20 protein-coding genes and 2 tRNA genes are annotated in these 25,923 nt (G+C 62.4%); 14 read left to right on the forward strand and 8 right to left on the reverse strand.

What is annotated here, in order from left to right:
- From brxC to B7E02_RS05040, 4 genes are all read right to left on the reverse strand, one after another.
- Complete coding sequence (gene brxC, locus B7E02_RS05025; RefSeq protein ID WP_245802167.1) at positions 1–3,540, reverse strand: BREX system P-loop protein BrxC; 3,540 nt, start codon at positions 3,538–3,540, stop codon at positions 1–3.
- A complete protein-coding gene (locus tag B7E02_RS05030; protein WP_080793636.1) occupies positions 3,537–4,136 on the reverse strand; it encodes a DUF1788 domain-containing protein in 600 nt (199 codons plus the stop codon). Before B7E02_RS05030 ends, brxC begins: the two co-directional genes overlap by 4 nt.
- Entirely contained in the window at positions 4,133–4,753 is a 621-nt protein-coding gene (locus tag B7E02_RS05035) for a DUF1819 family protein (protein ID WP_080793637.1), read from the reverse strand. The genes B7E02_RS05030 and B7E02_RS05035 overlap by 4 nt, the downstream gene beginning before the upstream one ends.
- An 849-nt stretch (positions 4,754–5,602) precedes the next feature.
- Positions 5,603–5,675, reverse strand: a tRNA-His gene (locus B7E02_RS05040).
- 246 nt (positions 5,676–5,921) lie between these two features.
- Here B7E02_RS05040 and B7E02_RS05045 point away from each other — a divergent pair.
- The 6 genes from B7E02_RS05045 (at position 5,922) to B7E02_RS05070 (ending at position 13,928) form a co-directional block, all read left to right on the forward strand.
- Positions 5,922–8,753, forward strand: a complete 2,832-nt coding sequence (locus tag B7E02_RS05045) for an AfsR/SARP family transcriptional regulator (RefSeq protein WP_080793639.1) — start codon at positions 5,922–5,924, stop codon at positions 8,751–8,753.
- A gap of 101 nt (positions 8,754–8,854) precedes the next feature.
- The gene (locus B7E02_RS05050; protein ID WP_080793640.1) at positions 8,855–9,346 is read left to right on the forward strand and encodes a DUF1453 family protein; all 492 of its coding nucleotides are present in this window, start codon (positions 8,855–8,857) and stop codon (positions 9,344–9,346) included.
- Positions 9,347–9,384: 38 nt separating this feature from the next.
- Positions 9,385–10,545: an MFS transporter gene (locus B7E02_RS05055; RefSeq protein WP_080793642.1), complete on the forward strand. Its 1,161-nt coding sequence runs from the start codon at positions 9,385–9,387 to the stop codon at positions 10,543–10,545.
- Positions 10,546–10,679: 134 nt separating this feature from the next.
- Positions 10,680–11,759: a hypothetical protein gene (locus tag B7E02_RS05060; protein ID WP_143336648.1), complete on the forward strand. Its 1,080-nt coding sequence runs from the start codon at positions 10,680–10,682 to the stop codon at positions 11,757–11,759.
- Between the two features lie 14 nt (positions 11,760–11,773).
- Positions 11,774–12,832 (forward strand): hypothetical protein, encoded by a 1,059-nt coding sequence (locus B7E02_RS05065; RefSeq protein ID WP_143336649.1) that lies wholly within the window; start codon positions 11,774–11,776, stop codon positions 12,830–12,832.
- A 46-nt stretch (positions 12,833–12,878) separates the two neighbouring features.
- Positions 12,879–13,928: a hypothetical protein gene (locus tag B7E02_RS05070; protein ID WP_080793648.1), complete on the forward strand. Its 1,050-nt coding sequence runs from the start codon at positions 12,879–12,881 to the stop codon at positions 13,926–13,928.
- A 47-nt stretch (positions 13,929–13,975) separates the two neighbouring features.
- On the opposite strand, the gene B7E02_RS05075 is transcribed toward B7E02_RS05070, so the two are convergent.
- Both B7E02_RS05075 and B7E02_RS05080 read right to left on the reverse strand, forming a co-directional pair.
- A complete protein-coding gene (locus B7E02_RS05075; RefSeq protein ID WP_179129659.1) occupies positions 13,976–15,175 on the reverse strand; it encodes a benzoate/H(+) symporter BenE family transporter in 1,200 nt (399 codons plus the stop codon).
- Positions 15,176–15,240: 65 nt separating this feature from the next.
- Positions 15,241–15,313 (reverse strand) — tRNA-Arg (locus tag B7E02_RS05080).
- Between the two features lie 143 nt (positions 15,314–15,456).
- On the opposite strand from B7E02_RS05080, the gene B7E02_RS05085 reads away from it, so the two are divergent.
- From B7E02_RS05085 to B7E02_RS05105, 5 genes are all read left to right on the forward strand, one after another.
- Positions 15,457–17,595 (forward strand): bifunctional copper resistance protein CopD/cytochrome c oxidase assembly protein, encoded by a 2,139-nt coding sequence (locus B7E02_RS05085; RefSeq protein ID WP_080793652.1) that lies wholly within the window; start codon positions 15,457–15,459, stop codon positions 17,593–17,595.
- Between the two features lie 170 nt (positions 17,596–17,765).
- A complete protein-coding gene (locus tag B7E02_RS05090) occupies positions 17,766–18,308 on the forward strand; it encodes a single-stranded DNA-binding protein (RefSeq protein WP_080793654.1) in 543 nt (180 codons plus the stop codon).
- Positions 18,309–18,399: 91 nt separating this feature from the next.
- A complete protein-coding gene (gene ettA / locus B7E02_RS05095) occupies positions 18,400–20,070 on the forward strand; it encodes an energy-dependent translational throttle protein EttA (RefSeq protein ID WP_080793657.1) in 1,671 nt (556 codons plus the stop codon).
- A 218-nt stretch (positions 20,071–20,288) separates the two neighbouring features.
- Positions 20,289–20,750 carry an acyl-CoA thioesterase gene (locus B7E02_RS05100; RefSeq protein ID WP_080793659.1) on the forward strand — a complete coding sequence of 154 codons (462 nt, stop codon included), beginning with the start codon at positions 20,289–20,291 and terminating at the stop codon, positions 20,748–20,750.
- Between the two features lie 2 nt (positions 20,751–20,752).
- Positions 20,753–21,379: a DUF8185 domain-containing protein gene (locus B7E02_RS05105; protein ID WP_080793660.1), complete on the forward strand. Its 627-nt coding sequence runs from the start codon at positions 20,753–20,755 to the stop codon at positions 21,377–21,379.
- Here the strand turns inward: B7E02_RS05105 and B7E02_RS05110 are convergent.
- Together B7E02_RS05110 and B7E02_RS05115 are read right to left on the reverse strand one after the other, a co-directional pair.
- Positions 21,376–21,783, reverse strand: coding sequence for a globin (locus B7E02_RS05110; RefSeq protein ID WP_080794441.1), 408 nt, complete (start codon positions 21,781–21,783; stop codon positions 21,376–21,378). The two genes, B7E02_RS05105 and B7E02_RS05110, sit on opposite strands and share 4 nt — an antisense overlap.
- Positions 21,784–21,794: 11 nt before the next feature.
- Positions 21,795–22,814, reverse strand: a complete 1,020-nt coding sequence (locus B7E02_RS05115; protein WP_080794443.1) for a mechanosensitive ion channel family protein — start codon at positions 22,812–22,814, stop codon at positions 21,795–21,797.
- A gap of 83 nt (positions 22,815–22,897) precedes the next feature.
- On the opposite strand from B7E02_RS05115, the gene B7E02_RS05120 reads away from it, so the two are divergent.
- From B7E02_RS05120 to B7E02_RS05130, 3 genes are all read left to right on the forward strand, one after another.
- Entirely contained in the window at positions 22,898–23,677 is a 780-nt protein-coding gene (locus B7E02_RS05120; RefSeq protein ID WP_143336650.1) for an ABC transporter ATP-binding protein, read from the forward strand.
- Between the two features lie 106 nt (positions 23,678–23,783).
- The gene (locus B7E02_RS05125) at positions 23,784–25,481 is read left to right on the forward strand and encodes an FAD-dependent oxidoreductase (RefSeq protein ID WP_080793664.1); all 1,698 of its coding nucleotides are present in this window, start codon (positions 23,784–23,786) and stop codon (positions 25,479–25,481) included.
- On the forward strand, positions 25,478–25,753 hold the full coding sequence (locus B7E02_RS05130) for a metal-sensitive transcriptional regulator (protein WP_080793666.1): 276 nt from the start codon (positions 25,478–25,480) through the stop codon (positions 25,751–25,753). The genes B7E02_RS05125 and B7E02_RS05130 overlap by 4 nt, the downstream gene beginning before the upstream one ends.
- Positions 25,754–25,923: the final 170 nt, after the last annotated feature.

Consider the following 25,923-nt stretch of genomic DNA (forward strand, 5'->3'; position numbering starts at 1 on the left):
CTAAAGCGCTATGCGCTTGTCGTCATTGAGAGCTCGGATAAAGGCCGTGCGCAGCGCATCGAGGTAACGGTCGACGTCCTCCTCGGTTTCCAGGACGCCGTGGATACCTTGTGCGTTGATGCTCTTAACCGAGACAGTCTGTTTTCTGACCGGTGCCGGGATCGGCTCATCATCGTTGTTCGTGTGACTGCTGCGGGGAGAGGCGGCGAGCTGGTCGAGGAAAGCGGGGTAGGTGTGTTCTTCAAAGGTGTTTGCGATCTCGCGGATGACTGCGATCTGGCTCTCTCTGCCGATTCGGTTGAGAACTGCGCTGACCTTCTGGGTCACACCGTGCTGCGCTTCGTGGGTGGCATCGAGATAGATCGTGCTCGTCTGCAGCGGCTCCCAGCGGGAGTCGATTTCTAGAGTCGCTTCGTCGCGGTTTGCCACGATAACTTCGTCGATACGTTCCTGAAGTTCGATGGCGGCAGCCTTGAGCTTGGTCATCCGGTTGCCTCGGAAGGCCTGCGGGTCGGCGAGGAACTGAGAAACCTCAAGGCTGCTGCCAGAGGGCAGGTAATTCAAGTTGCTCGCGTTGCGGGCGAGAAGCTCAGTTGCCTCGTCGTAGATCTTGCTCTGCGCTCCACCGAGGAATGCCTGGATAGGGTCGATGACGTCGCTCTTCGCATCGAGCAGATCGTCAGCGATCGCGAATTCGGTCAAGTACCAGTCATCGGGTTTGCCAACAACGGACTCCAGCAGCGCGATCGGCGCTTCGAGCTGGGCCATGAATGGATACTTCGAGCTGTTGATGCGCGCCTTGAGCTCCGCATACCTTGTGCGAAGCCGTTCGCTGGTGTGCCGGGCAAGTTCGAGCGGGTCTTTAGGCACAGCAGGTTCGTCGAAGAAGTCCGTGCAAAACGCTCGCAGTGCTGCGATCTTGCGCTGGTCGAATGTCTTCTGCGGAGCGACGATGAGGTGGGAATGCTTCTGCGTGTTGCGTAGTGCGGAAGCGATCTCGCTGCGCTTGAGCGTATTCGAGTCGACGGTGAGGGTGATCTTCGACGTGCCGACGAGCCAGGCTGTGACGCACTCGATGGAGATGAGGTCCCAGCCGTAGGGCTTGGCCTGGAAGTGTTCGACGATCTTCTTGACGGTGACTTTCTCGCCGAGTCGGTCTCGTTGCAACAGGTACGACAGCACCTCGTCTGCAGGTGCCGCGAGTACATGGAGCGAGGCATCGTCGATTGCAGTTCCGTCCAACAGCGTGGGCTGGTCGGGGTTGGCGAACCCGGCTACCTGCTGCTCAGAGTAGGTGTGCCCGTCAAGCAGGCTTAGCTGGGTGTAGGTCCGAGAGACGAGGTCCTGGAATCCGTCGGAAACCCGCGTGATAGCATCCTGCGATGCCACGCTGAGGTCCGCAGCATTGATCACAAGATTGGCATGCCCTACAGCACGACGAATACGCTCGGCTAGTTCCTTCTCACGCTGAGCGTTTTGGCTCGCCTTCGTGCGCAGAATCTGCTCTTCTATCGGCGACAGTGAGCTGGTCTGCTTGCGTTTGGTGTACTTCTCGGTCTTGATCAGCAGCCGCAGGTCGGCCAGTACCCGGTCGTCGGGAGCGAGGATTACACGGAGCTCGTCTTTGCCTGCCGAGTGCATCCGAATCTCTTCTGGTCCGTAGGGATACTCGGGAGTAATGAAGTGCAGCGAGAGTTCGCGCTGCTTGCCGAATACCTGGTCATCGAGTTGGAATCCGAAGGGGAAGTCCTGCCCGTTCTTGGCGTAGCGGAGCTTGGATGTCTTGATGACATCGCTGGACAGAATCTTGTTCAGTCGGCCGGAAACCTCCGAGGAGTCGATCTCGACGTTTTTGATCTCTTCCTCAATTACCTGCTCTTCGTTGGTCAGGTACTCGTAGACGTTGCCATTGCGCTGCACGTAGGTCTGCGTTTCTAGTAGCGTTAGCGCTTCCTGGACTTGCTTGGACAGTCTCGGTAGATCGAGCCCGAACCGTTGGTAGACCAGTACAGTCAAATTACGCGGAGTGGCCTGGAAACTCTCCACATATTTCACCAGGAAGAGCGCCTTGAGTAGCCGCACTGCGAGCTTGGTGTTCGAATAGTCGCTGTCGGGGAGGTCACGCTCAGCGCGGTCGATCGAGCGCTGTGCCGCGGATTTCAATGAAGCACGGATACCGGCGAACATCGCGTCGAAAGTTGCCAAAGACCCGATCTCGACGTCGCCAATGTCTTTGGCGACCTGTTGGACGACGCCAAGCATCGAGCGTTCTCCGACGGAGCTGTTACGGCCCTCAAACACGTTGTGGTCGGAGATACCCTCGATTGCGGCCTGAAATAAGGGAAACTGGTAGCTCACGAATGGATAAATGCCGACGAAGTGATCCTCGTCCGTGAAGTTGCGGTAAGTTTTCCCGCCATCAACGAAGTCGAAAAGGGTCCTAAAATTTGCTGATTCCTGAGCATAGACCGCTTCGAGGACCTGTGTACCTTTGTCATTCTTTTCCAACAGGCGTTTGCGAATGACCTCTTCAACGTCAGCGGAGGTGAGTTTCACACGAGTCTTGAATCGCGCCTGAATTTTCGAAAAGTCATTGCCTTGCTGTTTGGTGCGGTCCCCAACAACCTTGTCCATGTCTTCTTGCGAGGTCACGAACACCCAAGCCCGTCCACTGCATTTCGTGTTCAACGACTCGACAATCGTCTGGAGGTTCAGCATCAGGTGAGTGTTGGAACCGATGAACTGTCCGACCTCATCGACGAAGAAGTTTAGCCGGTAGCCAGCAGGCTGCTTGTCCAGCCAGTCGCGAACTTCGTCCGCGAAGTCTTCAATCGACACTGAGTATGTGTCTTGATAAGTCTTCAGGATGTCGGGCGCGGTCGTCACATCCACTCCGGTGATCTGTGCGTAGGCTTCGTTGACCTGGCGGCGCACGGTCGGGAGAGTGAAGCTCGGCCGACGCTCCACCCAGTCCCTGCCCGACACCTCAAAGAAGGCGTCTTTGAATTCCTCGAGCTGGCCTTCGTCGTCGAGCTGTCGCTCGAACCGGGCGATATGGCCCTGGTCGCCGTAGTAGCCGCGGGACTCGTCGAAGACCTTCACAAATACTCGCAGTAGGGCGTCGGTTTGGTCCTTGCTGATCAACGTTGCCTTTTGGTCGATGTTGAACAGCAGGCTCTTGGCCGGGATGCGGTCGGCTTTGTCGAGCAATGGCGGCAAGAACGCGTCCGCTGTTTTGGCATGGAAACTCTCCGAGACACGTTCCCGAGGGAAGCTGTCGCCTTCGACATCGCCAAGTAGGTGCGCCAGCATCTTCAACAGATGTGACTTACCGGAGCCGAAGAAACCCGAAATCCACACGCCGTTCGCATTTGAATAATTCGTGTACGCCTCAAGCAGTAATTCAAGTCCTTTGGCGGCCTCGTTGGTCAGGACATATTCGTCGACCTCAGTTCCGAGGTGGTCAACGTCGTCGGCTTTGATGACGCCCTCGATGGGACGTTGTACATCCTTAGCGAAAATCTCGGTGAGCTGCATCATGGTTCCTGTTCCAGAATGTTCTTGGCGCGGTAGTACTGGTCATCTTTCAATCTGCCGAACAGTACTAGCGATGAGCCGAGCGTGTCGGACTGTTCGTAGCGGCCGGGAAAGAACATGAGCATCGGCCGACCCACTACAACGCTCTGCAAGTTGTTGAGCACGTTGTGGGACCGGATATAGGGGAAGACCTCGCCGATCCCAGTCAGAAAGACGATGTCGGTCTCGTCGTCAGCAAGTCGTTCTCGGATCACCGGAGCCAGTTGCTGCTGTGGATTGAGCATTGACTGAAGCATCTCGGTGAATTCGGACTTGTCCAGTTCGGGCTCGACCTCAAGCACTTCGTCCCAGTCGCCGCGCTGCTTGAGTATGTCGACTGAGAGGTCGTAAAGGTTGATCTCGCGTACCTCGATGCCCCTACTTGCCAGGCGATTCTTGACCCGCTTCTTCGCCTTGGCCACATCGAGAGCATGCTCCGGCTCATAGGGGTAGATGAAGAAGGGGACCTCGTTCGACAAGCCCTCCATCTTCAAGAAGCGCTCGCCGCTGAGCACCGCGAACAGATGCTCTTCTTGGCGAGAAAGCTCATCGGTCGTCACAATGACACCGCCTTGTCTTCATGGGTGGGGAGGTAGCGAAGATCACTCGGCAATTGAGCATCCAGTGCATCCCAGACACGTTTGGACAAGGCCGCGTTGACGATCTCGCCGTCAATAAGCAGGCTGGCCTCGGTCAGCATGCGAAACACCGTCGATCGAAGTTTCTGCAACGTCGAGTACTTCACTTCTTCGAGCTCTGGGTGCCACAGCGTCTTTTCACGAACGAAGCTGTCGAAGTCGTCGTAGCTTAAGGTGGGCGTGAGCAGGAGGAAGCGCTCGCGCACTACATCCTCAGCGAAGTCACCTATGAATGCGTAGCGACGGCACGCTGCGACCCACATCAGGTGCCCACGTTCGCTGGGGCTGGCGTCTTGCAGTAACTCCAGCTCGGAGTCCGTAAGGACCGCCAAACGCTGGGCAACCTCGCGTGCCAGCCGGAATCCGGAGGAGGCTGTTCGCGCCTGAAGCATGTTCTCCGAGCGGAGCCGGCTTCGGACTAGGTTCCAGTCACGAGCTTCCAGGAAGAGCGGTACGACGATCACCGCCTCCCGAGTCAGGAGGGCACCGCTGGTGAATGACAGGGCATATCGGTCAAATCCCTGAGATGTGGCGCTCATCTGGTGCCTCCTTCCGGTTTGTGGGCAGTGAATCAGGCTATTGGGTGCTACCGACAGAATGCCAGTGGTGGCTAAGAATGGACGAAGCGTTCACCCAAGTGGGGCTGGTACGGAGACGGTGGGAGCACCGTCTTTCCGTCCACAATCGTCGATCTTGATGGCTTGGAACTACCAGAGGCATCAAACCTTGTGGGCGGGTAAAATCTGTTCAGCGATCCAGAGGTCTGCATTTTTTTGACCTTGAGATTGGCTGCGACATCGTCTGTTGGCATCCACGGCTCAGCCACGATGGTTCTCCCTCACTCGATGGCCCAAGCAGGCCGACACTAAAATTATGTTATCGCTTGGGACTCAGCGAATTCCTACTACCCCGGATCACCGGCGTGGCTGATGCAGCAAGTTCACTCAAGATGATCAGTGTGCCATGACCGAATGCGTGGACCAAGGCGCCTTTCGCTTAAAAATTACCGCTGAACTTGAGATTCCGCTCGTCACTGCAGCCGGATCGGTTCTGCGTTACCGGTAGGCGCATCTATACGCAGGGCAAAACCTCTCCACCCGGCTCAACCCGAACCTTTAGCACTAATTGAGCAATGAGGATTGCTGAACCAGGGATGCTATTTGTCGGTGATGTTGTGGCACATGAAAACTGGCCACAGTCTAAAGACTGTTTTCGAGGCTATCAGTGGTCATTTGAAGAGGGGAATCTTCTAAACTGTGATCCACAGGCAGAGGATTCTTAGTCTCAATTTGCCGCTCGTGCCGGTCCCATCACGATAAAACAAAGTCAGGTATGAACAGTAGTCGAAGTTAAAACCTCGATCACACGCTCATACCTGACTTACTCGGGGTGGCTGACGGGGCTCGAACCCGCGACACCCAGGATCACAACCTGGTGCTCTACCAGCTGAACTACAGCCACCATTGCCGCAATAACGTGCGTTACGCAGCACGTGCAATGTTAGTGCACCGGTGCTAGATTGAACAAAACAGCAGGTAGTTGCTTCATTTTGCGAAACCGATTCTCGGAGAAATCTCTGTCGTGGGCGATGGGGGCGCAGGCGGAGGGCGTCGCAAAGCAAGAGGCGAAAGACGGTGGGGCAGGAGGCTCCGTACCACGGGAAGAAATTGCTGTTCAGCGCGTATGCAGGAGTGCTAATCTGAGCCGGTGAACGTGCGGATCCGGGACCTTGGGCCCGTGGAGATTGTCGTCGATGGTGAGGCGATCAAGCTGGGAAAGCGTCCGCAGGCTGTCCTGGCCGTTCTCCTGTCGCGGCTCAATGAGCGCGTCTCGGTGGAAGCTCTGATGGAGGCGGTGTGGGGGGAATCTGCCGCGCGCGGTTCGCAATCGACACTGGAGAGTCACATCTGGCGCCTGCGTCAGCTCCTGGAACCCGGTCGCGATCGCACGACACCGCCGACGGTGCTTGTCACCGAGCCGGGAGGTTACCGCCTGGTGCTCGCCGCCGAGCAGGCCGATTCTCTGAGGTTTGTCAGTCTTGCCGAGAGCTCCCTGGCCCTGCTGCGCAGTGATCCTGTACGCGCCCTGCGCCAGTCCACCGAGGCGCTGGAGCTGTGGAGGGGAACCCCACTTGGCGACGCCGCAGACGCATGGTGGTCTGCGGCCACCGTCGGACGCCTGGTCGAGCTGCATGAACAGGTGCGTATCCGCAGGGTCGCGGGTCTGCTGGCTGTCGGTGAGGCGGAGGAGGCTGTGGTGGAAACCGGCATTCTCATCCGTGAGCTGCCTCTGAATGAGGAGGTATGGGCGCACCGGATGCTCGCACTGTACCGAGTGGGCCGCCCGGATGACGCGCTGGCAGCTTACCGGCAGGCCAGGGCTGCTTTCCTCAATGAACTCGGCCTTGAACCGGGAACCGAACTGCGCGCTCTCCATCGCCGGCTCCTTGACCGAGATGAAGGCTTGCGCGGGCCCACCCGCCGGGCGCGGCAGGCTCCGCACACCGTGGTGCTGCCGCGCAGGCACAACGTACTCATCGGGCGCGAAGCGGAAGTATCAGCATTGACCTCCATGCTCACCACCGATCAGCTGGTCACCATTGTCGGCCCGGCTGGGTGTGGCAAGACGAGCCTGGCCATCGAGGTTGCCCGCACGGTGGCTCCGAGCTTTAGCGACGGTGTGTGGTTCATCGATCTGGCTTCCATTGACGATGCGGACCTGGTCGGCGAGTTAGTGGCTTCCACGCTGGGAATCTCGGTTGGAGGTTCGGGCGACGCCGTCGAGCAGCTGCGGGCCTATACGAGTGAGCGGCAGATATTGCTGCTGCTTGATAACTGCGAACATCTCGCCGAATCGATTCATTCGCTGTGCGGAGAAATCCTCAGCAGCGAGTCATCTCTGCACGTGGTGGCGACCAGCCGCGAACCCCTTGCTCTACCCGGCGAGATTCTCTGGCCTTTGTCTCCTCTTTCCACGCCTGAAGTGGCGGGAGCGTCTGAATCAAGTGCATTGAAGCTCTTCATGGCCAGGGTGCGTGAAGCCGATCCCACCTTGGCGATCGGTCAGGAGGAACGGGTGTGCGCGGTGGAAATCTGCAATGCTCTCGACGGACTTCCCTTGGCGCTCGAGCTGGCGGCGGCCCGGGTGCGCACCGCCTCCCTGGACGAGGTGCGTCGCCAAGTGGAGAGCAATCCGGGGAGCTTGCGGCGACTCGGAAGGGGAATGCGCGAACCGGTCACCCTTCATGCCGTCATTGAGGGAAGCTACCGCCTGCTTAGTGAGCCGGAACGGCTGGTGCATCGCAGATTGTCGGTGTTGCGTGGCACCATCACGCGCCGATGCGCCGCTGAGGTGGCAGGCTTTGACCCGCTTTCGCCCGAAGAGGTCGAATCGATACTGGAGTCCCTGGTCAATCGGTGCATGCTCCATGTCGCCCGGTCCACTGAACCCGGGGTGGAATCGACCTTCCGCCAATTGGCCACCGTGCGGGCCCATGCCACCATCACGCTGGAGCAGTCAGGGGAGCGGGACGACGCTGTGGAGTCGCGGCACCGATGGCTGCGTGCCATGCTTGATCGACGGCCGAGGTCGGGACATGCCGATGCTGGCGGGTGGTACCGGACCTTTGACAGGGATTTCGGCAGCGTGCGTGAATCGCTGGAGACGCTGCTGGGGGATGAACCCGACGCCTTCGCGTACTTTGTGCTGTCGCGTATCACGAACTTCTGGTATTACAGCGCCCGGATGATCGAGGCGCAGCGATGGCTGCAGACTGCGATCCGGGTGGCTTCTCCTGGAGACGCGGATCCGATCGATCTGGCGATTACCACACTCAGCCTGGCGGGCAACTATGAAATGGCGGGAAGGAAGGATCTGGCTGAGCCGCTCCTGCGCGCAGGAATGGGAAACCTCTGCCACGTGCCCGGTGACCGCAGGGAAGACGTGGCAGATTTTCTCATTTCCACCGCTCTGACCGGCGCTTTGCACAATGACTTCGCCATGGTTGCCGATGTCGGGATCAGGCTTCGTGCGCTGGCCGACGAAGGTCCTGCGGACTTCGCCCTGATGGCAGAAGCGGTCGAGTGTTTCGCTGCGATGCCGCATACCCCGTTGCAGGAGAGCATTGAGATGGCGATCGACATCCACCGGCGAGCAGAGGACGCCGGTGTACTTCTCGCTGTGTGGGTGTGCTGCATCATCGGGGCCACCCTCTCCGTGCCCTATGGGGACCCGGAGAGCGGATTGGAGTGGAATCGCCGGATGACCACCGTGCAGCTTCTCCTCGGAGCGCGCCTTGAGGCGATGCCCATCGAAGGGCAGGCCTATCTCATGGCCGCCAGCGGCAGACACCGTGAGGCGGTGGCACTGTTCGCCGCATCGCAGGAGCAGAGCAGGCGCGCCGGGATCGGGTGGCCCAGCAGAAAGTACACGCAGGAGTTTCTCGACAGATCCCGGGCAGCGCTCGGTCCTGAAGAAGCCGAGTCCGCATGGTCTGAGGGCCTGGTCATGACAACGGCGGAGGCTCTCGGCCTGGACTAGAAGCTGATCCACTCCGATTGGATCAGTATTGGAACAGGCAAGCGCACTATAGCGCTACCGGGATCGTCCCGGTTCCAGTCCACGGAAAGGTGGGGTCCGTCATGTCCCCGTTTGAACTCGTCGGCATCCTGGCGCTGACGACCTACGCCATCTACCAGCAGACACGCCAGCATGAAGTCGTGGCCGCGACACGTTTCAAACTTCCCCTGATCTATGGAGTAGCAGGACTTGTGCTCGGCGGGATTCATCCACCCCAGACACGTCTCGCGGCCATCTTTCTCATCATCAGTGTCGTGCTGAGCCTGGTGGTTGGACAGATTCGCGGACGCCTGACACGGCTCTGGGTCGAAGAAGGAAAGGTCTACAGCAAGGGCACCGTTCTTACGGTCGGTCTTTTCCTCGGCCTGATCGCATCCAAATTCGTTCTGGGAACCGTCGCCTATTTCCTCCATGCCAGCGAAACGGGCGGATTCGGTGAAATCCTCATCATGCTCGCACTGATGATGATGATTCAGGCGGAGCTGATCCATCGCCGGGCCGGGGCGCTGCGCTCAACCATCCCCGCCACGCCCGTCGCAACGCTCGTTCCGTGAGCTTCGGCGCCCATAGCGAGCAACTGTGCAGGGCGGGAATGAGACCGCGGACGGCGGTTCTGATCGCGGCGTCCGCCGGCATGTCCGTGCTGGTGCTCGATTCCTCCATCGTGGGCACGATGATCCCCACGATGAGCGATGAACTGGCACTCAGCCCGCGGGATCAGACCTGGATGGTGGCCTCCTATCTCCTGAGCCTCGGAATCTTTCTGCCCTGCGCCGGCCCGACTGTGGATTACCTCAGTCCCCGGCGCTCCTTCCTGTGTGGATGCCTGGGCTTTGCCATCGCCTCCCTGGGATTGAGTACGGCCAGTTCAGCGACGGAGCTGATCATGTGGAGAGCCGTCGCGGGACTTGCCGCAGCGGTACTGATGCCCGCGAGCACCGCCCTGGTCGCCCTCACCCATCCCGATCAGCGCACCAGGGCGATTGCAGTGGTCACCGGGTTGGGGCAGACATCGGCGGTGATCGGCCCCGCTCTTGGCGGCGTGCTGGCGCAGTGTGTCACCTGGCGGCTCGGCTTCGGAGTGGGCGTTCCGGTCGGGTTGGCGGCGATGCTGATCGTCGCGGGCACGCGTGCCGGTGCACAGGCCTCGCAGCCCCCGGCCTCTGCACCGGTTCGAGCGGGCAGTTCCCGCAGGAGGGCGGTGCTCCCGCCCTTCGTCGTGTTGGCCGGCCTTGGTCTGTCCATGACCATCGCCACCGTCTACGGGGCATCCGAGGTGCAGCGGGCGCTGCACCTGAGCCCCACCTCGGCCGGCTTGTCACTGCTGCCCCTCATCCTGGCCATGCTCGCAACAACGCTCGTACTCACCAGATCCCGGTTCTCACCCGCTCCGCGGCGCAGTGGCGTGGCAGGAGCATCATCCATGGCGATGGGTCTGATGATCATGTCCGGGGGCTTTGCCTGGGGAATGCTTCCGTTGACCATCTTCGGCATGGTGCCTGTCGGATGCGGTATCGCGTTGCTGATGGCGCCCATGACCGCATATGCCCTGTCGCTGTACCCCGAAGGCCGCCAGGGACGTGCCGCTGCATGGTGCTCCACCGGCCGTCAGCTGGGAGGAGCTCTCGGAGTTTTCAGCTTTGCGGTCGTGTCCTCGTCATGGGGAAGCTCAGCGGGATTTCTGCTCGCTGGTGCCGTGATGCTGGCAAGTACCGCAGTCGCCTGGAGGATCCCGCGCGGGGTGCAAGCTTAGCTGCCCGGGCCGATGCTGCATTGGAGCGACCGTTGGAGCGGTTTTGGAGCGGTGCCGGAGATGATCTCCCATACCGGTTGCACCGGTTCAACATCAGGGTCCATGGGGGCTCGGAATTCGATGAGAGGAAGTACATGACTGTTCGAAGGATTGCGCGGTTCTGCGCACTGGGCGCCGTCACCGTCACAGCGGTGATGGGCATGACTGCGGGCACCGCCGGAGCTGTTGGTTCCAGTGCGGGCAGCTCCACTGTCAGGGATCATCTGCTGGGGAAGACGAGCCAGGGGATTCACATCTACAACAACACCCTGGGGAACATGGTGCTCACCGGTACCGGCGGGGACAGCGCAGGACATCAACCGGTGGGCGAGACCCTGCTTCCGGGCAGCGGCTACCACGATTTCGAGGTCGTGTTCCGTGCGGCGAAGAAGACCACGGACTGGGCCACCTATGACCTATATGATCCCGCAGGGGTCAAGATCGGCACCGCGACACTGCAGATGAGCGTCGATGCGATAGCTGATACCTCGGCGAAGGGAACCTTCACCGCCCTCGATGGGTCCGCCCTGCCGCTGAAGGTGTCCAGCTACAGTGATGGATTCCAGGTCGTGAGTAATTCGAGCACGCCGATCATCGTCGACGCGCAGTCGTCGACGGCGGCGGCACTGGTTGCCAACTACTGCGACAAGGCAGGGACAGCCGCGACCTGCACCTTCAACCCGACGAGCCGGACATCTGGCAACCGCGATGCGCTGCTGGCACAGGCCTATACGCAGGCGAATAGTCCCACGTCCGGCACAGTATCTGTGACCAGCGGCTATGATGCATCCAGCTCAACGAGCTGGTCGGTGACGGTATCCGCGGACACCGAAATCGGCGGGATTTTCGACGCGGGCATCGAGGGCACGTACGGCAGGAAGGCGACATGGACGAACACCTTTGATGCAGGTGTCTCGGAGCCGGTTGCCCCCGGATACACCGGATACATCTGGGGTTCGGTCCCGGTGACCATTTATCAGGGAACGATGAACGTCAAGCTCGGAAACTCCGCGTACCAGATCGTGAATGTTTCCCTGAATACCCCCGACTCGAGCCGGGGCATCAGCGAGTTCCGATGGGGATCGTGGCTGGGCAATGATCCCCTCAACAGCCCGGATTCTCCGCCGTCAACCGCGCAGGCGGTCAATCCATCTTCAGATAATCGTGCACGTTGAGTCAGGGAGAAACCATGAGTATTCACGCAATTGTGCGCCGCGGCGCAGTGTGTGCCATCAGCGCAGTCGCACTGATCGGCATGACGGTGGGACCGGCGACCGCGGTCGGCTCCAGTGAGGGCAGTTCCGCTGCCAGGGACCATCTGCTGGGCAAGACCAGCAAAGGCATCCATATCTTCAATAACACGCTCGGAAAAATGGTTCTCACCGGCACAGGTGGGGATAACGCCGGGCACCAGCCGGTGGGCGAGACGCTCCAGCCGGGAGTCGGATACCACGATTTCGAGGTGGTGTTCCGGGCAGCGAAAAAGACAACGGACTGGGCGAACTACGACCTCTACGATGCGGCGGGGAACAAGACGGGGACCGCTGTTCTCCAGATGAGCGTTGACGCCTTCGGCGATACCTCAGCAAAGGGAACCTTTACTGGCCTCAATGGCTCCGCGCTGCCGTTTACCGTCTCGGGGTACAGCAGTGGCTTCCAGGTGGTGAGCACCAGCTCGAACCCGGCTACGTACCAGGCCAATGATCCCATGGCCGCGAACATCGTCGATTCCTTCTGCAATAACCCGAGTACCACCTACACCTGTACGTTCATCCCTGGTTCCCGGGCTCCTGCAACACAGATGAAGCTGCTGGCCACCTCCTACAACAAGCCGGGTGGAAGCAATGAGCCGAGCAGCCTGAGCATCAGCAGCGGGTACAAGGCATCCTCTTCCGACACCTGGTCTGTCTCGGGGAGCATCAAGATCGGGCTCGAGGGGGTGTTCAGCGCCGGGATCAAGACGACCTACGGTGAGGGAACGAGCTTCGAGAACACCTTCACCGCCTCGGAGGCCATTGAAGTGGACCCCGGCTACACCGGATACATCTGGGGCAGTATTCCTGTCACCACTTTCGCCGGAACGATCCAGATCAAACTCGGCGGCTCCACGTACTCCGTGCAGCAGGTCCAGGTCAACACCCCTGATGCCTCGCGTCCGATGAGCAGTTTCCGTGCCGGTACCTGGGCAGGGGAGGACCCCCTCAACAGCCCTGACACCCCACCCGATGACGCGGTGGCACTGCCATGATTCGGCTCCATCTCAACACAACAACGATCCTCGAGGAGAATCAGCAATGAAAAGCATCACACGGGGAAAGCTGGCGGCCTCAATCGCGACAGCCGGGATCATAATACAGCTGGCGGCACCCGCCGTCGCAGCCCCGGTTCTCTCCAGCGACCTTGTCCAAGGCTCGTCGAGTTCATCGGGCGGTGGCCTTGAAGGGATTCCCAAGTCGAGCCTGAGCATTCCGCTCTACAACAACAGCCCCTATGTGATGGTGCTTCGCAGTGTCAGCGGCGATAACGCCGGTGTGCCGCAGCCCGGAACCATTCTGGATCCCGGCCAGGGATATCAGGACTTTGAGGTGGTGTTCCGAGCTGCGAAGACAACCACGGTCACCGCTGTCTATGACCTCGTCGACACCACCGGCATCAACCGGGGAAGCGCCACGATCAAGTTGTCGGTGAACGCCATGGGTGCACGCTCGGTCAGCTCCTCCTACAGTGCGGGGGTCGGACTTCAATCCAATTATGTCGGCAATGGCGCCTGGGAGGTGGAGAGCTCCACGCACACGGAGCAGACAATCGACGCCACCGATGCCCAGGCGGCGACCCTCGTGCAACGGTTCTGCACCAGTACGAACAATTCGGCGAGCTGCGCCTTCAAAGTCAACACAAAGGCCCCTTCAACCCAGGAAAAACTGCTGGCGTCGGGATATATGCTCCCCGGAGACGGCGAATCCGGGAGTGTCTCCCTGTCGAGCGGATATGAATCGGAGGTGAGCGTGACCACGGGAACCAGTGTGAGCGCAGGGTTGAAGCTCGGAGATATTCTCTCGGCCTCGATATCGGAGGACCACGAATCCGAGCTGTCCTTTTCTGAAGTGTTTCATGCAGAGCAGGAGGTGACGGTGGCGCCGGGGGACACCGGCTACATATGGGGAGCTGTCCCGATGATCACCTACACCGGAGCAATGACGATCAACGTCGGCAACACCACGTGGACGATCAACAACTTCGCGGTCAATAGTCCCGACATCCACACTCCGCTTTCTCGCTTCACCACCACGACCTATCACGGTGACTACCCGATCGGGCGTCCGGATTCCCCGCCCGCCTCATGATCCGATCCCCTGCAACAATGCGCTGAACACCGCCACGGCCGACCGGATCAACCCCCGGCGCCCCGACGGCGGAGACGTCCGCTGGAGGTGAGATTGATCAGCAGGGACATCAGCACACCGGCGACAAGGGCCCAGAATGCGGCACCGATTCCGGCGAACACCGCCCCCGAGGCCGCGACCAGGAAGGTCACCACCACCGGCAACCGCAATTGCGTTTCGGCCCAGGCGCCCTGCACGGCACCGCCGAAGGCACCCAGCAGAGCGACGCCCGCGACCGCCGCCAGCAGCCCAGCGGGTGCGGCACCGGCAAGCGTGACCACGGCCGCGGCTGACACGGCGAGCACGATGTAGCTGGCCCCGCACCACACGGCGTTGAGCCAGCGGCGTTCCGCGGCGACCCCGGTCTCCGGTGCGGCGGCGAGGGCCGCGGAGATCGCCGCGAGGTTCACCGAGTTGCCGCCGAAGGGTGCGGCGAGCAGGCTGCCCACCCCGGTGGTCACCAGCGAGTCGCGCCAGGGGGCCTGATAGCCGTAGCTGCGCAGCACCGCAACACCCGGAAGATTCTGCGATGCCATGGTCACCACATAAAGAGGCAGGGCGATGCCCACGATGGCGCCGAGGCTAAACGTCGGTGCGGTGAGCTCGATCGAGGGCACCATGTCGCCGGCGTGAACCTGCGCCCCGGAGGACGCCAGGTGAACGCCCACCACCATCCCCGTGGCGAGGAAGGCCAGGGGAACCGCCCATTTCGGCAGGAGGACAATCCCCAGCAGCCAGACGATCAGTACCGGGGCGACCGCCGCAGGGGATTCCTCGAGCCCCGTCACGGCGCGCAGACACAGCGGGAAGAGCACGCCGGCGAGCATCGCCTGGGCGATAGGTGCGGGGATGGCGGAGGCCAGACGTCCGAGGGCGGGCCATAGACCGGAGAGCAGGAGGAGGACGGCGCAGATGATGAATGCACCCACCGCGTCACCGAAACCGCTTGCCGACGCCCCGGCCGTACCGAGCACCGCTCCACCCGGGGTGGACCACGCCGTGGTCACCGGGACACGGTGACGCAGTGCCAACCAGAGCGTCGATAAGCCGACCACGACACACAGGGCGAGCAGGCCGCTGGCCGCCTGGCCGTCGGAGGCACCGACGGCGCGCAGGCCGGTGAGGATCACCACGAAGGAACTGGTGAATCCGACGATTGCGGTGACGATACCGGCTGCGGCCGATGCGGCGGTGGATGACTGGTTCACGGTTGATGCTCTCCAGGATCCAGCGCAGGAATGTCTGTCCTGCGACCTTGAAAAATTCGGATGGGTGCCCCCGATTGGATTCGAACCAACGACCATCGGATTAGAAGTCCGGTGCTCTATCCACTGAGCTACGGGGGCCGGGACGGCTCCGCCGGCAACGGCTTTCAGCACCGCGCCAACAACTATCGTCCGATTGGGAACTTTACCGTACACCCGGGTTGGGCTGCCAAATCGATCCGCCAACTATGGTTGCACCGGTGCCGGGAGTTAGATTAGGGGGCATGGATGAGCAGGCCGAAGTCGGAAGCCCGGGTGGCGGATCCGTGCCGATTCAAAAAACGGTGCCGGATCAGGAACGCAACGATGGCTCGACGGTGCGGCCCACCTGGCCCTTGTACCTCCTGTTCCTTCTTGTCGCGGGTACGGTCGGGGCGTGGATATCCTGGGGTTTTCTCTCCGGTTCCCTGGCGGCCCTGGGCATCCCCTACCCGGGCGCCTTCACCACGATCAGCCTGCCGTTCTTCCGGGCCGTGGGCTGGATGCTCGCGGCCCTGTCCGCGGGCAGCTTTCTGGCCTCCACCTTCCTCATCGGACCCCGCACCGTCGACGGGCACAATGACCTCCGTCGTGCCGCCCTCAACGCCGACGGCAGCATCGCGGCCAGGACCGGTGCGGTGGCGGCGGTCTGCTTCGGACTCATCGCACTGCTGATGATTCCGCTGGTCTTCTCCGATGTCTCCGGCCAACCCTTCTCCGTGGCGGTCCAACCGGCATCGTGGCCCATCGGCCTGGAGCAGCTCGCCGTTGCCAGGGCCTGGTTGTGGAGCGCGGTGTTCGCCTTCATCGTGGGACTGCCCGGCCTGTTGAGCAGGCACTGGATCACCCAGCCCCTGCTGCTTGTCGGATCCTTCTTCATGGTTGTCCCGCTGGGCCTGGAGGGTCACTCCGCGTCCGGTGGTGACCACGACTACGGGACGAACTCCCTGCTCTGGCACCTGGTGTTCATGCTGCTGTGGGTCGGTGGGCTCATGGCACTGATCGCGCACTGCCGTCGACTCGGCCCCAACCTCGATCTCGCGGTCAGCCGCTACTCGAAGATCGCGTCCTTCGCCCTCTTCGGAATGGCGATGTCCGGAGTGATCAACGCCGCGGTCCGGATCCAGTGGTCGGACTGGTTCACCACCACCTACGGTCTGCTCGTCGTCACCAAGATGGCCGGGGTCATCGTCCTCGCCGGCCTCGGTCTGCTGCACCGCGTACTCACCCTGCCCAGGATCGCGAGGGACCCATCCAACTCCCGGCTCTTCGCGCGACTGGCGATCGTGGAGGTGCTGGTAATGGCCGCGGTCACCGGAATCGCGATCTCGATGGGACGCACCCCTCCACCGCCACCGCGCAACCCGGATCTGTCGGTGATGGCCATTGAGATCGGATACGCCCTGGAGAAGCAGCCGACCCTGTCCAATGTCTTCACCATGTGGCGCTTCGACATCGCGCTGGGAACCATCGCCATCCTCCTCGCCGCGGCCTATCTCCGCGGCCTCTACCTCCTGCACCGCAGGGGCAAACGATGGAGCCACCTGCGCACCTTCTGGTGGATGCTGGGCTGTTTCACCCTGGCGGTGACGGTCTCCTCGGGTATCGGTATGAACATGCCCGCGACCTTCTCCATGCACATGGTCGCCCACATGATCCTGTCCATGGTCGTGCCGGTGTTCCTGGTTCTGGGTGCACCGCTCAACCTCATCCTGGAGGCCGTCGATCCGGGGGAGCCCGGGCGGCCCGGCCCCCATGAATGGGTACTGGCGATGGTCAACAACCCCCTGATGAACTTCATCATGCATCCCGCGGTGAACACCGTCCAGTTCATCCTCATCTTCTATTTCCTCTACCTCACCCCGCTCTACGAGCTCATGGTCTCCGAGCACGCCGGGCACCTGATCATGAACTTCGTGTTCGTGATCTCCGGATACGTCTACTACTGGGAGATGATCGGCCCGGACATCAAACCCGTCGAGCGGACACACATCTCCCGGCTCGCCTGGCTGGTCTTCTCCATGCCCTTCCATCTCTTCTTCGGCGTCTACCTGATGCAGCTGAGGGATATCCTGGCCGAGGACTTCTACCTCAGACTGGATCTGCCCTGGGAGGTCGATCTCGCCTATGATCAGCTCGTCGGTGGCGGCATCGCGTGGGCATCGGGGTCCTTCCCGCTGATCATCGTCTTCGGCTATCTGTTCCGGGGCTGGTTCAAGGAGGAACGCGTCAAGGAGCACGCCTATGAGAAGCGGGCCGCTGAAACCGATGACATTGATATGACGGAGTACAACGAGATGCTCTCCAGGATCAACCAGGGGCACGACCCCCAGGAGGACTACTTCAACTCCGAGTTCGGGCCACCGGGGTCCGGCAAGGATTAGGCCCTCTCCCGGCGGGCGCGGTCAAGCGGCCACTGTCGGATCACCGCCGATCTGTGGATGGAGTGGAACCATCCACAGAACGGCGGTGGTGCTGTTTTACGGCAACCGGATTTCCTGTCACACTTCGCGGTGAACGACCATCCACAACGAAGAAGGGCCAAGGACATCCCATGCAGAACAACCCGATCACCATCACCGGCAGAATCACCCACGATCCGATCTTCGATAAGGCGAAGGGGCACGGCGTGCTGAAGCTGCGCGTCGCCTCCTCCCGTTCCTATTACAAGGGCGATACCTGGCACAACATCGACCAGCTCTACATCGATGTGGAGGCCTGGGGCAGACTCGCCGTCAACGCCCACCAGTCGCTGGTGCGGGGCCTGCCGATCATCGCGCACGGCGTGCTCTACCTCAGCCAGTGGACAAGCGAGAACAACGAGCGGCGCAGTGCCGTCCGGCTGCGGGCCATCAACCTCGGCATCGACATGAACCAGCACATCCTCGGTTTCCGGGAGACCAGGGAGAGCACGCTCAAAATGCCCGACGGCGTCACCGTCCCGGAGGATCGCTTCGATGACTATCTGCCCGAGGAGGGGGAGGGGGATACCGGCCCCGGGAGGGACACCGGAGAAGATTCCGGGCATGAGGCCGGACAGGCCAGGGAGCTGGCACCGCTGGGTGCGGCGGGACAGTCCGAGAATCCCCCTTACTAGGACCGCGCCCACGGGTCCCCATTCTGAACCTGCTCATGTACCCTTTAAGCCTGAAGTCACTATCACGCAATTTCGCATTTAAGGGGATACATTGGGCGAGTTCATCTACACGATGAAAAACGTGCGTAAGGCCATCGGAGACAAGGTCATCCTGGACAATGTCACCATGGCTTTCTACCCGGGCGCCAAGATCGGTGTCGTCGGACCCAACGGTGCCGGTAAGTCATCGATTCTCAAGATCATGGCGGGCCTGGACCAGCCCTCGAACGGTGAGGCCTTCCTCGATCCGGGTGCCACCGTCGGCATTCTGCTGCAGGAGCCGCCACTGAACGAGGAGAAGAACGTACGCCAGAACGTCGAGGAGGGGCTCGGCGAGATCTTCGAGAAGAAGCAGCGCTTCGATGCCATCGCCGAGGAGATGGCCACCAACTACACCGATGAGTTGATGGAGGAGATGGGTGCGCTGCAGGAGGCACTCGACGCGGCCGACGCCTGGGAGCTTGATTCCAAGATCGAGCAGGCTCTCGACGCACTGCGCTGCCCTCCCGGCGATGAGCCGGTGACCCACCTCTCCGGCGGTGAGCGCCGCCGGGTCGCCCTTGCCAAGCTACTGCTCTCCGAGCCCGACCTGCTGCTGCTCGATGAGCCCACCAACCACCTGGACGCGGAGTCCGTCCTCTGGCTGGAGAAGCACCTGGCCGATTACAAGGGCGCGGTCCTGGCGGTCACCCACGATCGCTACTTCCTCGATCACGTCGCGCAGTGGATCTGTGAGGTCGACCGCGGCAAGCTGCACCCCTACGAGGGCAACTACTCCACCTACCTGGAGAAGAAGGCCGAGCGTCTGGAGGTCTCCGGAAAGAAGGACCAGAAGCTGCAGAAGCGGCTGAAGGACGAACTGGCCTGGGTCCGTTCCGGCGCAAAGGCCCGCCAGGCCAAGAACAAGGCCCGTCTCGCGCGCTACGAGGAGATGGTGGCCGAAGCCGAGAAGTACAAGAAACTCGACTTCGAGGAGATCCAGATTCCGACCCCGCCGCGCCTGGGCAACAAGGTCGTGGAGGTCAAGGACCTGGAGAAGGGCTTCGACGGGCGCGTCCTGATCCGAGATCTCTCCTTCACCCTGCCGCGCAACGGCATCGTCGGTGTCATCGGTCCGAACGGTGTGGGTAAGTCAACGCTGTTCAAGACGATCGTCGGCATCGAGGAGCCGGACTCCGGATCCGTGGAGATCGGTGAGACGGTCCAGCTGTCCTACGTCGACCAGAACCGCGAGAACATCGACCCTGAGAAGACGGTCTGGCAGGTCGTCTCCGACGGCCTGGACTACATCATCGTCGGTCAGAATGAGATGCCCTCGCGGGCCTACCTCTCGGCCTTCGGTTTCAAGGGTCCGGACCAGCAGAAGCCGGCGAAGGTGCTCTCCGGTGGTGAGCGCAACCGCCTCAACCTGGCGCTGACGCTCAAGCAGGGCGGAAACCTGATCCTTCTCGATGAGCCCACCAACGACCTCGACGTGGAAACCCTTGGCTCGCTGGAGAACGCGCTGCAGAACTTCCCGGGCTGTGCCGTGGTCATTTCGCACGACCGTTGGTTCCTCGACCGTACCTGTACCCATATCCTCGCCTGGGAGGGCAATGTCGCCGAGGGCCAGTGGTACTGGTTCGAGGGCAACTTCGAGGATTATGAGAAGAACAAGGTGGAGCGCCTCGGTGCCGATGCGGCGCGTCCCTCCCGCGTCACCCACCGCAAGCTGACCCGCTAAGGTCAGGGTCCAGCCCCCCGGCCCGCACACCTTCACGGTGTGCGGGCCGGGGTCGTTGATCGGCGTCCGCACCCGCCGCGGACCGGGTGTGTGGTGGTGGGGGCGTCGATAAGCGGAGGTGCGGCGCGTAACCTCGATGAAGTAGGCAGGTTCGCCGAGCGCAGGTAGAATGCTCCGAGACGAACGAAACTTTTTCCAGAAAGAGGCCAAGGCACGTTATGGCAGCCAGCGATGAGCAGGACACCAGGTCAACCCATATCAGCGAGGTGGATCTCCGGTGGTCCGACTTTGACCGATTCGGGCACGTCAACAACGCCGCATTCATTGAGATTGCGCAGGAGGCGCGTCTGGCTTTCGCGGAGGACCAGTTCCGCGAGCGCGGTTATGAGATCCCCGCGGTGTTCGTGCGCCATCTGGAGGTAGATTACCTGCGCGCCATTCTCCCCGACACCACGAAGGTGGTCGTGGAGACCCTTGTCACGCGACTGGGTAACACCTCATTCACCACCCGCCAGGAGGTCAAGGACCGCACCGGACGGGTGTGCTGCGTGGTCGAGTGCGTGCAGGTCACCGTCGATCTCCAGACGGCGACCCCGCGTGCGATCAGCAAGGTCGAGCGCAAGGTGCTCTCCAGGGTCGCCGAATCCTCGATCCGGGACAATGACGTGCTGGACAGTTAGAGATGGAATCTCTCTCGATTATCTCGGGTGGTCAGGGGCTCAGGGCACTGCTCGCACGGGCGGTGGGTCTTGATGCGACGGCCAGCGCGCGCTTCCGTCAGCTCGATCCGGACACCGTGGACATCTTTGTCACCACGCCGTTCACAGTCACCGCCTCCCGCCGGATCCTGGGTGCGGCGGGCCGCGACGGCGCCGCCGTGGGCGCCGCGGACCTGCTCGAGGCCCTCCGAGAGGGAAGAAGGGACATCGGCCCGGCCCGCGACGCGAGCTGGCCCGGTTCCCTGCCGCCCGTCGGAGGTTTCACGCTTGTCGACGTCCTGCCCACCCAGGTGGTCCGGACCCTTGCGGATCAGGGGCGGGCACTGGCCCGCCAGTTCTCCGGTCCCCTCGGACCACCCTCCTCGCTGATGGATCAGGAGGTCATAGCCGTCGACGGCAATGGACGTGAGGCCGCGATCCCGATGCGGATGGTGTTCACCTGCACCTCCCTCGGCCTGATCCCCGGTCTTGATACCCCCGAGGACATCCCGCGGCACCTGCGGGTGTCCACCAACGGCCGCTGGACGCGAATCGACGCACCCTTCGGCAGTGTCTACCATTCCTCCGGGCTCGGCCTCAGCATCTCCTAGGTGAGGTCGTGCGGATCGGGGTTGGAATTGATCAGCATGTCCGCCACCCGCTGCATGTGTTCCCACATCGCCTCGCGCTGTTCCGCGCGCAGCGTCGTCTCATCCACCTCGGCGATCGCCACCGACATCAACTGCAGCCACCTCTGCGCGGCTGTCACCCCGATCGGGAAGTGGGCATGGCGAAGACGCAGCCGCGGATGTCCCCGCTGCTCGGAATAATCGGTCGGGCCACCCCAGTACTGTGCAAGGAACATCCGCAGGCGATCCCGGGCGCCGTCCCAGTCATCCTGCGGGTACATCGGGCCCAGGATGTCGTCGGTGCGGACCTGATCATAGAAGCGCTCAACGATGCGGGAGAAGGTCTCCTCGCCCCCGACCGCATCATAAAAACTCTGCTGGCTCATGAATCCCAAGTCTATGCCCCGTCGGTGCTCTTTCCATCATGGAAGCCCGTCCGCAGGCCGCCGATTCCGTTGGGGTAGGGCGTTGTCACGCCCTCGCGCTGCATATCGGCCATGATCCTGGCGTAGACGTGACGCTGGATCTTCGCCTGGTAGCCGGGCAGCGTCTTGATCACGACGCGGAAGGAGAGGTAGTCCGGCTGAAAATCGGTGATCCCCTTGACCTCGGGATCCCCCAGCACATAATCGCGTACCTCCGGTTGCCTGACCGCCTCGCGCAGTGAGGTCTCGATGACCGACCACGCCTTCTCCGTGTCATTGGACAGCCCGACCGGGATCTGGACACGGACGATGGAGAAGTCACCGGAGAGGTTACCCACGCGCAGTATCTCACCGTTGCGGATGTACCACAGGGTGCCGTCGATGTCGCGCAGGGTGGTCACCCTCAGGCTGATGTCCTCGACCTCGCCGATGATGCCCTCGCCGACGTCGATGGTGTCACCGACCCCGTACTGATCCTCGACCAGCATGAAGATGCCGGAGAGGAAGTCCTTGACCAGCGATTGCGCGCCGAAGCCGAGGGCAACACCGGCGACGCCCGCGGAGGCGATCAGCGGCGCGACATTGACGCCGAGAGTGGTCAGTACCGCGAGTACCGCCCAGGTCCACACGAAAATCGCGGCCGCGGATCTGCCCACCGCGCCGAGGGTGCGGATCCGCGACTGCCGGCGTTTCTCCCGGGAGCGACGCATGATCCTCGCCTCCTCGGGGATCTCCGGCGGAGTGTCCTGCGCCCTGGAAAAGGGTGGTTTGATCAGCTTCGGCGGCGCCATGGGGGACTTCACGCCCCTGGCCACGGCCCTGTTTATCAGCTTGCGCAGCAGCCAGTGCCCGATCAGTGCCACCAGGATGGTCACGGCTATGGAGACGGGTTTGTCGATGAGCCAGTCCCGCGTCGCCGGGTTGTCCCACCAGGAGGACACGTCCGCGGTGAGGTCCGTTGTGGATGGTGTGGAGGTAACTGCGATAATCATCCCCGTCCACGCTACTGAGGATTCGGCCGTCTCGCCCGGGGACATTCCGGAAACCGGGGTGCGACGGGAGTATGCTGCCCTCCATGAGCGATAGCCTGATCCTTCACGATGTCACTGTTCGTCGCGGTTCGAAACTGCTGGTAGAGGACCTGAACCTGAGGGTTGCCAGGGGTTCGCACTGGGCGGTGCTCGGGCCCAATGGTGCGGGCAAGACGACGATGCTGAGGATCGCCGGTACCTGGCTGTATCCCTCTGTGGGCACCGTTGATGTTCTCGGATACCGTTTCGGCAGGGTGGATGCCCGTGAGCTGCGCCGACGTATCGGCTATGTGGACCCGAAGCAGCGCCTTGACGATATCTCCGCCTGGGAGGCGGTGCTCTCCGGCATCACCGCATCCAATGGTGTGCTGCCCCGCTGGACCGCGACACCGGAGCAGCAGCGGCGCTGCCGGGAGGTGATCGAACTCGTCGGGATGACGGACAGGTCTGCCAGGAGGTGGTCTGAGATGAGCCAGGGGGAGAAGGCGCGCACGCTGATCGCCCGTGCCCTGATCACCGAACCGGAACTCCTGCTGCTCGACGAGCCGAGCACGGGCCTCGACCTCCCCGGACGCGAGACGCTGCTGAGGGTCATCGACACCCTCCGCGCCGATCTGCCCACGCTGACCTCGGTGATGATTACACACCACGTCGAGGAGATCGCCGCCTCCACCACGGATGTGCTCATGCTCAAGGATGGCCGCGTCCTGTTCGCCGGTCCCGTTGCCGAGGTGCTGACGGCTGAGAACCTCGGTGCGCTCTATGACATGGACGTGCAGTTGGAGCGGGTGCGCGGACGCTGGTTCGCCTTCGGTGCCGGGTAGCCCGGAAGGGGGTGCCGGGGAACCCTTGTTCCGTGAATACCCCCCGGGGTATATTGGGCGATGTAGCAACAGCGCTGCATTCCCGAGTTGCAAGGAGAGGTCCGGGATGAAACTGGTAATCGTGGGGGGAGTCGCCGGCGGAATGAGTTGTGCCGCCCGTGCCCGCAGGCTCGATGAGGGGGCGGAGATCATCGTGCTCGAGCGTGGTGAGCACGTCTCCTTTGCCAACTGTGGTCTGCCGTACTACGTCGGCGGTGAGATCGACGAGCGTGAACGACTTCTCGTCCAGACCCCGGGAAGTCTGCGCGACTCCCTCAACCTGGACGTGAGAACCGGACACGAGGTCACCGCCCTCGATGCGGATGCGAAGGAACTGACGGTGCGCACCGCCACGGGCGAGGAGCGCATCGGCTATGACGCACTGGTTCTCGCACCCGGCGCAAGGGCCGTCCGCCCGCCGATACCGGGACTGGACTCACCGCGGGTGACCACCCTGCGCACCGTCGAGGACGCGGTTGGGCTGCGCGAACTCGTCGAGCGCGGAGCCGGGCACGCGGTTGTTCTCGGGGCCGGATTCATCGGGGTCGAGGCGGCGGAGGCACTCACCCTGGCGGGGGTGCGCACCTCCCTGGTGGAGTTGGGCGATCACGTTCTGCCGCCCCTCGATACCGAACAGGCCCGGCTGGTGACCGACGAGCTCGTCCGGATCGGGGTCGAGGTGCACACCGCCGTGGCGGCGCGGGAGATCATCCCCGGCGCGCAGGGGGACACCGTCGTGCTCTCCGACGGCCGTCGCCTGCCCGCCGACCTGATCATCCTTGCCACCGGGAACCGTCCGGACACCGCGGTGTTCGAACGCGCCGGGTTGGCGTGCGAGCGCGGGGCACTGCTTGTCGACGCCACCGGCAGCACCTCGGTCCCCGGTGTGTGGGCCGTCGGCGACGCCACGCTGAGCATTGACCCCGTCACCGGTGCGGGACGGCCGGTCGCGCTTGCGGGTCCGGCCAACCGGGCCGGCCGTCTCGTCGCCGATTGGATCCTCCGGCCCGCGGGTGCACGGGAGCTGCCCCCACCGCTGGGTACCGCGATCGTGAGGGTCGGCGGGCTCACCGCCGCCCTCACCGGAGCCAACCGCGACGCCCTGGACCGTGCCGGCGTGCCGGCGACCACCATTCATCTGCACCCCAACCAGCACGCGGGCTATTTCCCCGGAGCCAGCCAGATCCATCTCAGTGTTCACCTCGATCCCACCAGCGGGCGAATCCTCGGTGCACAGGCGGTGGGGCGTGACGGCGTGGACAAGCGCATTGACGTCCTCGCCACCGCGATCCGCGCCGGGATGAGTGTCAGCGACCTCATCGATCTCGATCTCGCCTATGCACCGCCCTACGGGCAGGCCAAGGACGCGGTGAATCTGGCGGGGATGGTCGGCTCGAACGTGGTCGAGGGCGTTCTCACCCTCTGGGATGCCAGGGATCTCGACGAGGTTCGGGCGAAGGCGCTGATCCTGGATGTCCGCACCGATGCGGAGGTGGCCACGGGAATCATTCCCGGGGCCGTCCACATCCCGCACACCCGGTTGCGGGATCGACTCGGGGAGGTGCGCGAGGTGGCCGCCGGACGCCCGGTGCGGGTGATGTGCGCCTCCGGGGTGCGTTCGGCCATCGCCCACCGGATTCTCGTGCAGTCCGGGTTCGACTCGGCATCACTGTCCGGCGGAATGCTCAGTCTGCGCGCATTCCTGGGCGACCGTGCCCCCGGAATTCTCCGAAGCGCGCAGAAGAAGGAGCAAATGATCTCATGAGTGTGGACAACAGGGACGCGCAGCGCAGGATTCTCAACCGGCTCCGCCGTGCCCGGGGTCAGCTTGACGCGGTGATCTCCGCGGTGGAGAACCAGGCACCGTGCAGGGATGTGATGACCCAGCTCTCAGCGGTCATCCACGCGCTCAACCGTGCGGGGTTCGTCGTGGTGGCCACGGCGATGCAGGAATGCATCGCCGACCCGGACGCCGCGGAGGAGCGGGACGGACTGACCACAGGGGAGCTGGAGAAGCTTTTCATGAACCTCGCCTGAGTGCGGGACTGAATCCTGGAAGGGGATAACAATGTGTAGAGCGGTAACGTGCGGGGTCTGTGGGAAAACCACCTGGGCGGGATGCGGTCGCCATGTCGAGGAGGTGATGGCCGGGGTGCCCACGGCGCAGCGGTGCCAGGGGCACGCGGACACCGGGCGCAGGGGGTTGT

This window comes from Corynebacterium pacaense, from assembly GCF_900169525.1.
GTDB classification, from domain to species: domain Bacteria; phylum Actinomycetota; class Actinomycetes; order Mycobacteriales; family Mycobacteriaceae; genus Corynebacterium; species Corynebacterium pacaense.

Excerpts from the sequence above, each read along its gene's own strand:
- brxC (WP_245802167.1), bottom strand. The coding sequence starts at position 3,540 with ATGATGCAGCTCACCGAGATTTTCGCTAAGGATGTACAACGTCCCATC.
- B7E02_RS05035 (WP_080793637.1), bottom strand. The coding sequence starts at position 4,753 with ATGAGCGCCACATCTCAGGGATTTGACCGATATGCCCTGTCATTCACC.
- B7E02_RS05050 (WP_080793640.1), top strand. The coding sequence starts at position 8,855 with ATGTCCCCGTTTGAACTCGTCGGCATCCTGGCGCTGACGACCTACGCC.
- B7E02_RS05055 (WP_080793642.1), top strand. The coding sequence starts at position 9,385 with ATGAGACCGCGGACGGCGGTTCTGATCGCGGCGTCCGCCGGCATGTCC.
- B7E02_RS05060 (WP_143336648.1), top strand. The coding sequence starts at position 10,680 with ATGACTGTTCGAAGGATTGCGCGGTTCTGCGCACTGGGCGCCGTCACC.
- B7E02_RS05065 (WP_143336649.1), top strand. The coding sequence starts at position 11,774 with ATGAGTATTCACGCAATTGTGCGCCGCGGCGCAGTGTGTGCCATCAGC.
- B7E02_RS05070 (WP_080793648.1), top strand. The coding sequence starts at position 12,879 with ATGAAAAGCATCACACGGGGAAAGCTGGCGGCCTCAATCGCGACAGCC.
- B7E02_RS05085 (WP_080793652.1), top strand. The coding sequence starts at position 15,457 with ATGGATGAGCAGGCCGAAGTCGGAAGCCCGGGTGGCGGATCCGTGCCG.
- B7E02_RS05090 (WP_080793654.1), top strand. The coding sequence starts at position 17,766 with ATGCAGAACAACCCGATCACCATCACCGGCAGAATCACCCACGATCCG.
- B7E02_RS05100 (WP_080793659.1), top strand. The coding sequence starts at position 20,289 with ATGGCAGCCAGCGATGAGCAGGACACCAGGTCAACCCATATCAGCGAG.
- B7E02_RS05105 (WP_080793660.1), top strand. The coding sequence starts at position 20,753 with ATGGAATCTCTCTCGATTATCTCGGGTGGTCAGGGGCTCAGGGCACTG.
- B7E02_RS05110 (WP_080794441.1), bottom strand. The coding sequence starts at position 21,783 with ATGAGCCAGCAGAGTTTTTATGATGCGGTCGGGGGCGAGGAGACCTTC.
- B7E02_RS05115 (WP_080794443.1), bottom strand. The coding sequence starts at position 22,814 with ATGATTATCGCAGTTACCTCCACACCATCCACAACGGACCTCACCGCG.
- B7E02_RS05120 (WP_143336650.1), top strand. The coding sequence starts at position 22,898 with ATGAGCGATAGCCTGATCCTTCACGATGTCACTGTTCGTCGCGGTTCG.
- B7E02_RS05125 (WP_080793664.1), top strand. The coding sequence starts at position 23,784 with ATGAAACTGGTAATCGTGGGGGGAGTCGCCGGCGGAATGAGTTGTGCC.
- B7E02_RS05130 (WP_080793666.1), top strand. The coding sequence starts at position 25,478 with ATGAGTGTGGACAACAGGGACGCGCAGCGCAGGATTCTCAACCGGCTC.